Source organism: Acinetobacter sp. QJM3NY_42 (assembly GCF_056173745.1).
This window is the reverse complement of record NZ_CM149689.1, coordinates 1,917,943-1,930,651: the sequence shown is the minus strand read 5'-3', so window position 1 is coordinate 1,930,651 and position 12,709 is coordinate 1,917,943. Positions and strand designations below refer to the sequence as shown.

Here is a 12,709-nt window from a genome sequence, read left to right as displayed (position 1 = left end):
CATCTTTGACTTGTAAAAATGACTGATTTAATAAGTCATTTTCAATGCTGTCTTAAATGCTCTAGAGACTGATTAATCTGTTGCATGGCGCGGTTAAGCTCTGATGGTGGAAGCCGGCTTTCTTGCAGACACGTCAGCCATTGCATCTGACAAAGTTTTAAGTGTTCAATGTGGGGTGCTTGCTGAATACGTTCAATAAGCTGTTTGGCCATTAAGCCACAATATTGTTTTAACAGACTCGTCATTAACTCTTTTATAGCTAGAAACCCTAAGAGCTCAACATTTATTTTAGCGTTAGAAGTGGACCGCTCTGAATATATAATTTCATTTTGCCTATCATTGCTTATTAATATTATCGGAGCTGTTTCTATTTCAAATTGGTCTGCTGATATGAGTTTTTCTTTTTGCTGACCTTCGAAACTGATCAGTCCCATATTATAAAGCTGGTCTAGTACCTCAGGTTCTGCAATTCGTTGCTTGAATTGTGGCGTGAGTATATCAAAATCTGGTGTATCAATCAGAATAAGTAAGCGTCTCTGGCGTACATTTAGATGAATTGATCTGTTTTTTAAAACTTCTATACCTAATGGTGTTTTTTGATAATCAGACATTGCCCCGACTTCTCCTAATCAGTCAAGGCAACCCTACATTAAAAAAATTAAAGTTTGATGAACAAATTTTTAAATATCAGCACCTAAACTAGGGTCTGTTCTAGGGCCTTACGTAGATAAGGGTCCAGCTCTTCTTGACGTAACAGCCAGTTTACATAGTCGCCAGGTAATTCTTTAATTGCGGTACCACGGTGTTTGCCAAAATTCAGAATACGGGGTATCCGTGCGTCTTCTGATGCAGTATAAAGTTCTTCAATACTCTGAATATTTAGATGGTAAAGAATATGCATGAGTATATTTGCAGTTAAAATAATATCGGCATCTGCACGGTGAGCACCTTTGAGTAATTCTCTTGCTTTATCACTTCCTTTACTGATCATATAAATCAGTGCAGAGATGTTATGTGCCTCAGCATCGGGCCAAACCTTGCGGGCCAGCGCCAGAGTGCAAATAGCTTTAATATTTGAGGTGTCTATGCCACATTTTTCAATGGTACGAATATCATAATTAATATTATGACCGATAATATAGACAGTTTCGGCAGGTAAACTGAAGTCCTTATAATGAGGCTGACCAGCAATATCGGCTTCTAGAATATGATGTACTGCCATCGCGGCATAAGAAATTGATTGTTCACCAATACTGTAGAGCTGGTCAAATAACTGACTTTTGTCTAGGCTCAAACGGCCTTGAGCAATTTGGACAGGCGCGTAGGCAATTTCAATCGGTAGTCCATTGAGTGTATGTGTTTCAGTATCGAGAATAATGGCCTGCATGTTGAAAAATATGCCTGAACAAAAGAGAAAGTCAAAATCTAACATTATTATTTCTATTCTGACAATTTAAAAACCCTGTCAGGGCTTTAATTGAAGGGTTTTTAGCTCATCATTTATCAAGTTGAGCCAAAAATTACGTCGCTTCTAAAATAACTCGACTTTCATTCACCTTATTTTGAAGAAAAAATCCTTCAATCTGGTTTCTAAAATTTATATATGAGAATAATTAAACAAATTTCTTGCTATTTTTTTATAGAAATTGGGAACGGGTGTCATGAAGAAGAAAGAACACCCTAAAAATCAGTGAATGATAATAACTTAAAATAAGGATATAGAATAATGAAAAGACATGTATTGACCTGTACTGTACTTGCAATAAGTATCGGTTTGACGGCGTGTAATGATAGTGATGACAACGATAACCAGAATGTCAGTACGCCTGTTCCTTCCATACCAGTAAATAATATAGACAACCCGGTATTAGCTACGCCTGTAGCCCCTATACCAAAACAGACGTGGCTATTGCCGGTGAAAGCGTGGTTATGGCCTATAAAATGCTCGAAATTAATAATAAAGAAACACAAGCTACTGCGTTAGTTTTTATCCCGGAGGGAACACCTCCAGCAAAAGAATGACCGATAGCTGCATAGGCATATGGCACGACGAGTGTGGCTAATCAGTGGGCACCGAGCCGGAGTAGTCTAAATCCGGTTATTAAAAATATGATTAACGGCCTGCTTTAGGCTAGTTATATGCTGGTAGCACTTGACTATGAAGGGCTCGGTGAACCTGGTGGAAATAAACTTCGTCCTTACTGCCAAATGAGATCATGGCAGTGTTTATGGGTTGAATATGGCTAATATTATTTCGGATGTAAAATCTCTAATGCCAAGTCAATAATCTGAATTTAAAGCGATGACTTATGTTTTTTAATATAATCCATTTTTATTTAAAACTGAGTAAAGTTCATTCTGTTTAATAATAAACTTCATGTTACAATACGCGCCAATCTTAGCACGGCTTAAAAGCCCTAAATTAATAGGACCTCGCTAATGTTTGCCAATATCTCTATTGCTGAATTTGATCCGGAATTAGCTCAGGCAATTGCTGCCGAAGGTGAGCGCCAAGAAGCGCACATCGAGTTAATTGCTTCTGAAAACTATTGTTCTCCAGCGGTTATGGAAGCGCAAGGTTCAAAACTCACTAACAAATATGCAGAAGGCTATCCAGGCAAACGCTACTACGGTGGTTGTGAGCATGTTGATGTTATTGAACAATTGGCAATTGATCGTGCTAAAGAACTTTTTGGTGCTGACTATGCAAACGTTCAGCCCCATGCAGGTTCACAGGCAAACTCTGCTGTTTACCTGGCTTTGCTGAATCCGGGCGATACCGTTTTAGGTATGAGTCTTGCTCATGGTGGCCATTTAACCCATGGTGCAAAAGTAAGCTTCTCCGGTAAAACCTATAATGCAGTGCAATATGGCCTGAACCCGGAAACTGGCGAAATCGACTATGAAGAAGTTGAGCGTCTGGCTTTAGAGCATAAGCCACGTATGATCGTTGCAGGCTTCTCTGCATATAGTCTGGTTGTTGACTGGCAGCGTTTCCGTGAAATTGCTGATAAAGTTGGTGCTTATCTGTTTGTTGATATGGCCCACGTTGCAGGTCTGGTGGCAGCAGGTGTATACCCGAACCCGGTTCAAATTGCTGATGTAACCACAACCACTACCCATAAAACTTTGCGCGGCCCACGTTCTGGTCTGATTCTGGCAAAAGCGAATGAAGAGATTGAGAAAAAACTTCAGTCTGCTGTATTCCCAGGTAACCAAGGCGGTCCATTAATGCATGCGATTGCGGCCAAAGCAATCTGCTTTAAAGAAGCTATGTCTGATGAGTTTAAAACCTATCAGCAACAAGTGGTTAAAAATGCTCAAACCATGGCGCAAGTGTTTATTGAGCGTGGTTATGATGTCGTTTCTGGCGGTACATCTAACCATCTATTCCTGTTATCACTCATTAAACAGGATATTACAGGTAAAGATGCAGATGCATGGTTAGGCGCAGCCCACATTACTGTGAATAAGAATTCCGTGCCAAATGATCCACGTTCTCCATTTGTTACCTCGGGTATCCGTGTAGGTACACCAGCAGTCACTACTCGTGGTTTTGGTGAAGCTGAGGTGCGTGAACTTGCTGGCTGGATGGCTGACATTTTAGATAGCAAAGGCGATGAAAATGTTATTGCTGATGTAAAAGCGAAAGTGGAAGCGGTTTGCGCTAAATTCCCGGTTTATGCTCAGTAAGTGATTTCTTTAAAAAAGCTCCCATAAGTGGGAGCTTTTTTAGTGTTATAAACTGTGCTTTATTTAAGTTCATATATCTATAATAAACCCATAATCAGTTCTTTATAAATAAGAGTTTTAAAGCAAACTTATTCAAAATCTAAAGATCAATAGCTTTAGCAAGAAATTTTTAATCTTATAATATTTTATTTTTATTCTCTTAGATTGTTTGGTGGTTAAACTTATCTCTTTCACTATATAAAGGTATATCACCTAAAAGTGAATAATGAGAAAAGTAATAATAAAAAAATCACTCCGAGTACCCAAGGTAAAAATTTCCATATCATGGGTTGTTTCTCTTCCATAGTTTCACTAGAGAGGGGAGAGATTTCTGTTTTAAGTGTATTACTAGAGGTAGAGATAAAACTCTGCTCATCTTGTTCAGGTTTTAGTTTTTTACATTCTTCAGTTAAATAATTATAAAATTGTTCTGATTCACTCTCTTCGAGTCTGTAGGCAAATACATGAATCTTGTCGTTAAGTTGCAATGTAATATGGTCGCTACTAAGATTTTTCTCCTGTTTTAATTGATCTCTTAGTTCGTTTCGGGCTATAAGCGCTTTTCTTATTTCTTCTCTTTGCAGAGGTCGGTGGATTTCTACACCAAATAGCTCACCTAATAGTTCTAATTCCATTATGATCTACCATTTATTGTTGTTGTACGCCGTGTCTATAGCAATATAAAGCAATAGCTTACAAAGACAATGACATTGTCTAACAATTTAAACTTAAGGCAAAAATAAAAAAGTTAAAAGCACTATTTTATATTTAAGATAACTGGCTTATTTTGTATGGTAAAAATATGAGTTCTGTTTTTGCTCACATCAAAAATTTTTTAATAGAGGAATTTCTGCTAATAAGAAAGTTTATAAAAAATTTGTATTCAATATTTTAGTAAAAGAAGATAATCAGAATAACTTGGTTAATAAAATAATATGAGCAATATAGAAAGTCTAGCATTCTATATTCGCGCCCTTTTTATAAAAGTCTAAGACTATATCCAGATCAAAAAGTAAACCTTCAGCGGTATATTCATTTGAATGTAGTTTGAGTAATGCAGGCATATATTCAGTTTTATATACGGTAGGGTAATCTTTGCATAAAATCTGTATCCGTTTTTGTTGAGAGGTCTTAGGATTGTCTAACTGATCTAGATATTTTCCAATTTTCTCACCTGCCTGATCAAGCTGAGCGGCGAGAGGAGAGCTGGAGTTCAATGGTTGAGCCGTGTCTGTCTCTTGTGGCTGCCTTTGACAAGCTGCGATTGATAAAGATAAAAAAACAGTCATAAGAATTTTTTCTTTCATATTCATTTTTATTTTGGGGAAGATTAAAAAAGTATAGGATGAAAATAATAAAAGAAAATATATGATTGTGGTGGAATAGTAAGCCAAAAGTATAAGTTTAATTTTGGTAACTTATATCAGTATTTGAGAAGCTATAAATTAAATGGTTGAGAAACTTGGTTTAAGATGTTACATCTATGAATAGGCTTAACTTATTGTTTAAAGGTTAGCGTTCTTCATTTAACTGGATACAGTAAAGGATAACTTTTTTCATTCTTTACATTTTATATGTTTTGTGGCTCCTCTTAAGGGGAGCTTTTTATTGTTTTATAAAAAACAATAGGGTGGAAAAATACCTTTCTGATAAGTAATTAATTATTTCTAGACCAGAAAATATACATCTATAGCGTTGCAATATTTATTTAAAATGGAAGGAGTCAGTTTATATGGCTAAACCAAATATTATTATTTCTTCACAGGACTTGCATCGTCTTGAAACCATGCTCGAGCATCAATCTCATATGACTCAGACTATAGAACATCTGGAAGATGAACTTGCTCGGGCTGAAGTAGTGGAGCCACATGAAATACCGGCTAATGTGGTCAGCATGAATACCCGAGTGCTGATCACGATAGCCCCTTCAACTGAACCGACTGAAATCCAGCTGGTTTATCCGCATGATTTTCGCGGTGATAAAGGACAAGTCAATGTACTTGCTCCTATAGGTGCTGCTATTTTAGGGCTGGCAGAAGGCCAGGAAATTGAATGGCCGCAACCTGATGGTCACCTTATGAAAGTAAAAATTGAAAAGGTACTGTATCAGCCTGAGCGAGAGGGTGATTATCGTTAGATCAAATGCCGTGAAATTTCACGGCATTACTCTTTGTAGTTATTCAATTAACTATGACAAAACTTAAACGTAAAAACTGCTATTTCGGCTTGTAGTCTGAAAGATTTGGTTTAAATTGAAAATATAGCTTTCAGCTTCACTTCATATTCTTCTGTTATTTTATTATCAGTCTATTTTACTGTTTGAGGCGATACCCGGCGTCTATATGCAGCATTTCCAAGAACTCATTCCATTGTCCAAGATTGAGGCTACTCCTCAAGAAACTTTGACCATAAAACGCAATGATCTGGTTCCTCTGATTCATGATCAATACCGGTTAAATCATTATGCCGAGCATCTGGTTCAGGCACAGTCCGTACTCCTCAATGGAGTAGACCCTGAATTAACCCGGCAGTTAAGCCAGACTATTGAACAGCTGATTCAGGCTTTAGCTGACTCTAAAAAATATCTGAAAAAACGTAATTTCAATGCATTACAGAAATGGCTGGGAATTGATATCGAGTATCAATCAAGGCAGATGGAATATTATAGAAATCTGGACCGGTTACTTGCTCAGGCTGATCATTTGAGTCAACAGTTACAGATTGAGATTCAGAAATCACAGGCGCGTTTTCAGCAATTACTGGGTTTACGGGAACAAATGGCGAAATATATTGTAGCTGCACAGGAGTTTCTTAATGAATATCCAGCCTTTATTAAAAACCAGCATCCATTAGATAATTTTGCAGAAAGATTATCTAAAAAAATTAATACATTACAAATGTTACAGGCAGGTAATGATATTGCCATTACACAAATACGTCTTTCACAGCAGCTTTCTTTTAGTCTTTTAGACCGGTTTAAGGAAGCTCAGCAAGTACTGATTCCTGCTTGGCAATACCATGTGCAGCAGACAAATTTAAAGCATTCTGATGCAGAATTAGAGAAGCTGGATAATAGCCGGGAAAATCTGATCAGAACATTGAAGAAGTCTTTAGAGAAACATTAAAGTAAACCGAAGCAGGGTGAATTATGGCCGATCTGGAAAAAAATGATTTAACGATAGTTACTTCGAGAGACTTATCGGAGCAGGATTTTCAGCAACTAAATTTACAGGAAATAGGGTTAAAAGATTCAGACTTTACAGAAGTCCAGAATGCCCATAAAGAGCTAAATGATATGAGTCATCATACTGTCGCTGAATATGGGAAAAATATTGCGACTAAAACCTCTTCTTATACGGATGAATTGCTAGATTTAGTCCAGAACAAAGACCTTGATGCTACCGGCCAGAAACTCAATCAGGTAGTACAGGTTGCTCAGCAGCTGAATACTTCCAGCATTTTAAACAAACCCAAAAGTTCAGGTTTTCTGGGTAATTTGCTGGGTAAGATTAAAGGTGCCAAACAGAACTTTGACCAGCAGTTTCATACTACTAAAGAGCAGATTGATGTTCTGGTAAAAGAAATTGAAATTTCACAGACCGGGCTAAAAGCCCGGGTTGATACACTGGATAAAATGTTTAATGGGGTACAGGATGAGTATCGGCAGTTGGGTATTTATGTCGCTGCGGGAAAACTTAAACAGCAAGATATTCAGCAGCAAATCGCTAAGCTCAGTGAACAGCCTCAAGACCAGCCGATTACACAAAAGATTTATGATTTAAATCATCTGGCAAATAATCTGGAGAAACGTATCAGTGACCTTCAGGTTTTACAGCAATCTGCTATGCAGACTTTGCCAATGATCCGGATTATTCAGTCCAATAATCTGATGCTGGTGGACAAGTTCTATGCCATTAAAAACATTACCTTACCCGCTTGGAAAAACCAGATTAGTTTGGCTATCTCTCTTAACGAGCAGAAAAATAGTGTACAGCTTGCCAATAGTATTGATGATGCAACCAATGAATTACTACGCCGTAACGCAGAGCTTTTGCATCAGAACTCTGTAGATACTGCTAAAGCCAACCAGCGGTCAGTCATTGATATTGAAACCCTTGAACATGTTCAGAATACCCTCATTAAAACAGTAAATGATGTGATTCAGGTACAGAAAGAAGGTATGCAAAAACGTCAGGAAGCTACCAGCCGCTTGCGTATGTTACAAGATAATCTGAATCAGCTTGTGCTTGAATCAAATTCGGGGACAAATAAACCTTAAGCTGTTTTTGTTATATTAATAGCCTAAGTATACCTGATTAATCTTTGGAGATATTATTTGCCACCTTTAGATGAATATGCGTTGAGTTCTAAACAGATCGAAACAGGGGTGCTGGTATTGAAAAAGCGTCAGCATAAAGTGATGCTACTTTGCGTAACGACCAGTACTTTATTTATTGCAAGTGTGGTTGCCATATTTTTACAGCAGGATTTTATCTATAGTTTTTTTGGTCTTTCTCAACAAGTAGAACAACTACATTTACCTTTAACTCTCGAAGCTAGCCTGACAGATCTTGCACCACAGCACGATTATTTTTTTAATTTGCTGTCATGGTTTGGTTGGTTATTCTTAAAACTGTTTGCAGCTTTCTTTGGTGCATTTCTCACAGTTCATTTTCTCAGAAAATTTCATTTTTTTTATATTCGCTTTCAGTCATTTATTTTAAAATTCGTTGGCTGGCTCAGTGCATTTATCATCATCTGGTCAGGTTTGACTTATGTGCAATATGACCTGAACAATGAAGAAAAAGAAGCTGCGCATGAGCTGGTACATTATGAGCGTAATATTCAAGATAGTGCGATTGCGCACTACTTGGCTGAGGAAAATGTAGAAAAACCGGTCCAAGCTTATATACTCGCGCAAACGGCCTTATTGCACCAGCCTGCAGATAAAAATACAGCTATTCCCTATATAGTGGAGCTGGTCAAAGCAGAGAAGACTGATCCAGGCTTTATTGAGTATGGTTTTAAACCAGAACAGCTTTGGGTCATGCAGCACCAGGTTTATGGAAAGGCTTTAACACCGTTAGCTCAAAGTGTTGAGCCACAGGTAAGACAGGCTCAACAGCTTTCATATTGGGCAAATATTATAATCATAGCTATAAGTTTACTGAGCGCTGTTTTAAGCCTGATATTTTATTTACTGTCTCGTCGCCTGCAATTGAGAACCGAGCGAATTACACACCGCCTAAACAGCTAAGTCATGAAAAACCAGATTAGAACAGGCCCGAAAAACCGGCTCTGTTCCTTAATCACAATTCTTAAAACCGATTGTATTTATAAAAACATATTGTTTTAACTATTAATGGCTTTGCAGTATCATCAATTCATTCCTTAATATTGACTCCTTTGGAGAAGTTAGCAATGTTAGACCAAAATACTTCAGCACAACTTAAAACATTACTCGAACGTCTGGAAAGCCCGATTGAACTGGTTGCCTCTTTAGATGGCTCTGACAAGTCAGATAAAATCAAAGAGCTGGTCAATGAAATTGCCGCCCTGTCTGATCAGGTGACTGCACGCCTTGATGGCCAGCACAGCCGCCGCCCAAGCTTTGGTGTGGCCAAAGTGGGCGAGCAGCCCCGGGTATTCTTTGCCGGCCTGCCGATGGGGCATGAGTTCACCTCGCTGATTCTGGCCCTGTTGCAGGTTTCCGGATACGCTCCCAAAGTCTCTGACGAGGTACTGGCACAGATTAAAGCGCTCAACCTGGCTGCTGACTTCGAAGTATTCGTATCACTGAGCTGTCATAACTGTCCGGATGTGGTGCAGGCCCTCAACCTGATTGCCATCTATAATCCGGGCACCACTGCCACCATGATTGACGGGGCCTTCTTCCAGGAAGAAGTCGAACAGCGCAAGATCATGGCGGTTCCAATGCTGTTCCAGAACAGCCAGCACATTGGTCAGGGACGTATGACCCTGGAAGAGATTATTGCCAAGCTGGACAGCGGTGCGGCGGCCAAAGATGCAGAGAAACTTAATGCCAAGGCAGCCTTTGATGTCCTGGTGATTGGTGGCGGCCCGGCCGGGAATACTGCTGCTATCTATGCAGCGCGTAAAGGTATCCGTACCGGGATCGTGGCTGAACGCTTCGGTGGACAGGTGATGGACACCATGGATATTGAAAACTTTACCTCGGTCACCAAAACCCAGGGGCCAAAGTTTGCTGCGGCCATGGAAGAGCATGTGCGTGAGTATGAAGTCGACATCATGAACCTGCAGAAAGTTGCCAGCATTAAAGGTGCAGAAGAAACGGTCAGTGGTCTGGTTGAAGTGACTCTGGACAATGGCGCCCGACTGGAATCTAAAACAGTGATTCTCTCTACCGGTGCACGCTGGAGACAGATGAATGTACCGGGCGAGCAGGAATATGCGACCCGTGGTGTCGCCTACTGCCCGCACTGTGACGGTCCACTGTTCAAGGGCAAACGGGTGGCAGTGATTGGTGGCGGTAACTCCGGGGTTGAGGCAGCGATTGATCTGGCCGGTATTGTTGAGCATGTGACCCTGCTTGAGTTTGCTGATACTTTACGTGCAGATCAGGTATTGCAGGACAAGCTGGCGAGCCTGCCGAACACGACAGTAATCAAGTCTGCGTTGACTACCGAGGTGGTGGGAGACGGCTCACAGGTGACTGCGCTACGTTATCAGGACCGGGTATCTGGAGAGGACAGGGAAATTGAACTGGCGGGTATCTTTGTACAGATTGGTCTGCTGCCGAACACTGACTTTCTGAAAGGGTCAGAAGTCGAGCTGAGTAACCGCGGTGAGATTGTGGTGAACGAGCGTAACGAGACCAACGTAAAAGGTGTATTTGCGGCGGGTGATTGTACAACGGTACCGTACAAGCAGATCATCATTGCTACAGGTGAAGGTGCAAAAGCGTCGCTCTCTGCTTTTGATTACATTATCCGCTCCGGTCAGTAACCAGATAAACTGAGGGACTCCGGTTTCTCAGCTTGATAATTTTATTTATGTTTTACCTCTTTACGGAATCTGGTCTCGCTAACAGCCAGGTTCCTTTTTTATATTCAATACATTAAGAATAAATGCAGAAAAGCCAAAGTGCCCCCACACTTTGGCTTTTATCTGTTATATAGCTTTGGCTATAAATCTCTATTTTTAGTATTTAAGGTTTTATTCGTTTTGCTTTTTAAACTGGTTCAGATGTTTAAATTTTTCCAAAAGCTGTTCCTGAGTTTCTATATATTGAGGATTAAGCTCGATACAGTCAATTGGACAGACAGCCATACAGGTTTCCTGTTCATAAAATCCTACACATTCAGTACAGCGTTCTGCATCAATTTCATAGATTTTTATACCCTCATAAATAGCATCGTTCGGGCATTCTGGTAGACACATATCACAGTTAATACATTGCTGCGTAATATGAAGAGCCATATTATTCTGCTGTATATGCTAATGAGGCGGCAGAGATATCTACAGCCGAGTTTGGAAGATTACGAATGAGCAGGGCATATTGTATATCGACCTCTGCTGGTATAGGAATCTCGACAATATGTCCTGAACCTTTAGCTTCCATAATCAGGTCCCCATTTTTGTCTTTTATTTCAGCCAGAGTAAAAGTGATATTACCTCGCGTAGTCATCAACTCTAAAGAATCGCCCACCGTAAAACGGTTTTTTACATCAATCTGGATGTAATCACCATTCCGCTCCAAAACTTCACCACAGAACTGCTGATGATCGAAGCGGGATGAGCCGGTGGTATAATTTTGATATTCACTATGTACATGTCGACGCAGAAAGCCTTCAGTATATCCCCGGTTGGCCAGACCTTCTAACTGTGTAAATAGTGATGTATCAAAAGGTCGACCTGCCAGTGCATCATCAATCGCTTTGCGATAGGTCTGGGCAGTGCGTGCACAGTAAAAATAAGATTTGGTACGACCTTCGATCTTGAGAGAATGTACACCCATTTTAGTTAGCCGTTCTACATGCTGTACCGCACGCAAATCTTTCGAGTTCATAAAGTAGGTGCCATGTTCATCTTCTTCTGCTGCAAACATATCTTCTTCATTGTGCTGTAACAGTACGGGCTCTTTAACCTGTTGCTGGCCAAGCATATGTTGCTGGTCTAATTCAGTCTTGTTACAGCAACCTTTAGGCACATCTTGTAGAGCAATTATGTCACCTGTTTCATCTTCAATAGCATTATAAATTTTATACTCCCAGCGACAGGCATTGGTACATGCACCCTGGTTTGCATCACGCTTATTCATATAACCAGACAGCAGGCAGCGGCCTGAATAAGCCATACACAGGGCACCATGTACAAAAACCTCAATTTCCATATCGGGTACGTTTTGTTTGATTTCTTCTATTTCTTCAAGAGAAAGTTCACGTGATAGAATCACGCGCGTAAGCCCCATGGTTTTCCAGAATTTAACAGTCGCCCAGTTTACTGCATTAGCCTGCACAGAGAGATGAATGGGCATATCAGGAAAATGTTCACGTGCCATCATGATGAGGCCCGGATCGGACATAATGAGTGCATCCGGCTTCATGGCAACTACAGGTGCCAGATCACGTATAAAATTTTTAAGCTTGCTATTATGTGGCTGAATATTCACGACTACATAAAACTTTTTACCTAACTGATGTGCCTCTTCAATACCTGTTTTTAGGTTGTCATGATCAAATTCGTTGTTACGAACACGCAGACTGTAACGTGGTTGACCTGCATAGACTGCATCTGCACCATAGGCAAAAGCATAACGCATATTTTTAAGTGAGCCGGCAGGAGAGAGAAGTTCGGTAACGTAAGAGAGAGTCATGGCAATAAAGCAAAAGGCATAAATAAAATATGGCTTTATTGTATGGATTTGAAAAAAGGATTCAACCCAGTAAAACAGTTGGGATTTTTAGAATTATCAGGTTAAGAAAGCTTCTGATTT

Annotated in this window: 13 protein-coding genes; 7 read left to right on the top strand and 6 right to left on the bottom strand. The window is 39.8% G+C overall.

Annotated elements, in window-relative coordinates; translation table 11 throughout:
* Positions 1–41 precede the first annotated feature (41 nt).
* Together AC0VYT_RS09030 and AC0VYT_RS09025 are read right to left on the bottom strand one after the other, a co-directional pair.
* On the bottom strand, positions 42–611 hold the full coding sequence (locus AC0VYT_RS09030) for a hypothetical protein (RefSeq protein WP_005019528.1): 570 nt from the start codon (positions 609–611) through the stop codon (positions 42–44).
* A gap of 83 nt (positions 612–694) precedes the next feature.
* Positions 695–1,387 (bottom strand): DNA exonuclease, encoded by a 693-nt coding sequence (locus AC0VYT_RS09025; RefSeq protein WP_005019531.1) that lies wholly within the window; start codon positions 1,385–1,387, stop codon positions 695–697.
* A gap of 339 nt (positions 1,388–1,726) precedes the next feature.
* Here AC0VYT_RS09025 and AC0VYT_RS09020 point away from each other — a divergent pair, with 339 nt between their 5' ends.
* Both AC0VYT_RS09020 and glyA read left to right on the top strand, forming a co-directional pair.
* Positions 1,727–1,984 (top strand): hypothetical protein, encoded by a 258-nt coding sequence (locus AC0VYT_RS09020; protein ID WP_005019532.1) that lies wholly within the window; start codon positions 1,727–1,729, stop codon positions 1,982–1,984.
* 455 nt (positions 1,985–2,439) lie between these two features.
* Positions 2,440–3,693, top strand: a complete 1,254-nt coding sequence (gene glyA, locus AC0VYT_RS09015; RefSeq protein ID WP_005019534.1) for a serine hydroxymethyltransferase — start codon at positions 2,440–2,442, stop codon at positions 3,691–3,693.
* A 248-nt stretch (positions 3,694–3,941) separates the two neighbouring features.
* On the opposite strand, the gene AC0VYT_RS09010 is transcribed toward glyA, so the two are convergent.
* Positions 3,942–4,367, bottom strand: coding sequence for a hypothetical protein (locus AC0VYT_RS09010; RefSeq protein ID WP_005019536.1), 426 nt, complete (start codon positions 4,365–4,367; stop codon positions 3,942–3,944).
* Between the two features lie 318 nt (positions 4,368–4,685).
* Positions 4,686–5,045: a hypothetical protein gene (locus AC0VYT_RS09005; RefSeq protein ID WP_005019538.1), complete on the bottom strand. Its 360-nt coding sequence runs from the start codon at positions 5,043–5,045 to the stop codon at positions 4,686–4,688.
* A gap of 419 nt (positions 5,046–5,464) precedes the next feature.
* Here AC0VYT_RS09005 and rnk point away from each other — a divergent pair, with 419 nt between their 5' ends.
* The 5 genes from rnk to ahpF all read left to right on the top strand — a co-directional run bounded on the left by rnk (position 5,465) and on the right by ahpF (position 10,719).
* Positions 5,465–5,869 (top strand): nucleoside diphosphate kinase regulator, encoded by a 405-nt coding sequence (rnk, locus tag AC0VYT_RS09000; protein WP_005019540.1) that lies wholly within the window; start codon positions 5,465–5,467, stop codon positions 5,867–5,869.
* 205 nt (positions 5,870–6,074) lie between these two features.
* Positions 6,075–6,857, top strand: a complete 783-nt coding sequence (locus tag AC0VYT_RS08995; protein ID WP_005019541.1) for a tellurium resistance protein — start codon at positions 6,075–6,077, stop codon at positions 6,855–6,857.
* A gap of 23 nt (positions 6,858–6,880) precedes the next feature.
* Positions 6,881–8,011, top strand: coding sequence for a toxic anion resistance protein (locus AC0VYT_RS08990; RefSeq protein WP_005019543.1), 1,131 nt, complete (start codon positions 6,881–6,883; stop codon positions 8,009–8,011).
* A gap of 57 nt (positions 8,012–8,068) precedes the next feature.
* On the top strand, positions 8,069–8,989 hold the full coding sequence (locus AC0VYT_RS08985; RefSeq protein ID WP_005019545.1) for a hypothetical protein: 921 nt from the start codon (positions 8,069–8,071) through the stop codon (positions 8,987–8,989).
* A gap of 164 nt (positions 8,990–9,153) precedes the next feature.
* Positions 9,154–10,719 carry an alkyl hydroperoxide reductase subunit F gene (ahpF, locus tag AC0VYT_RS08980; RefSeq protein ID WP_034672806.1) on the top strand — a complete coding sequence of 522 codons (1,566 nt, stop codon included), beginning with the start codon at positions 9,154–9,156 and terminating at the stop codon, positions 10,717–10,719.
* Between the two features lie 210 nt (positions 10,720–10,929).
* Here the strand turns inward: ahpF and AC0VYT_RS08975 are convergent, their stop codons facing one another.
* Positions 10,930–11,193: a YfhL family 4Fe-4S dicluster ferredoxin gene (locus AC0VYT_RS08975; RefSeq protein WP_005019547.1), complete on the bottom strand. Its 264-nt coding sequence runs from the start codon at positions 11,191–11,193 to the stop codon at positions 10,930–10,932.
* A gap of 1 nt (position 11,194) precedes the next feature.
* The gene (trhP, locus tag AC0VYT_RS08970; RefSeq protein ID WP_005019548.1) at positions 11,195–12,589 is read right to left on the bottom strand and encodes a prephenate-dependent tRNA uridine(34) hydroxylase TrhP; all 1,395 of its coding nucleotides are present in this window, start codon (positions 12,587–12,589) and stop codon (positions 11,195–11,197) included.
* Positions 12,590–12,709: the final 120 nt, after the last annotated feature.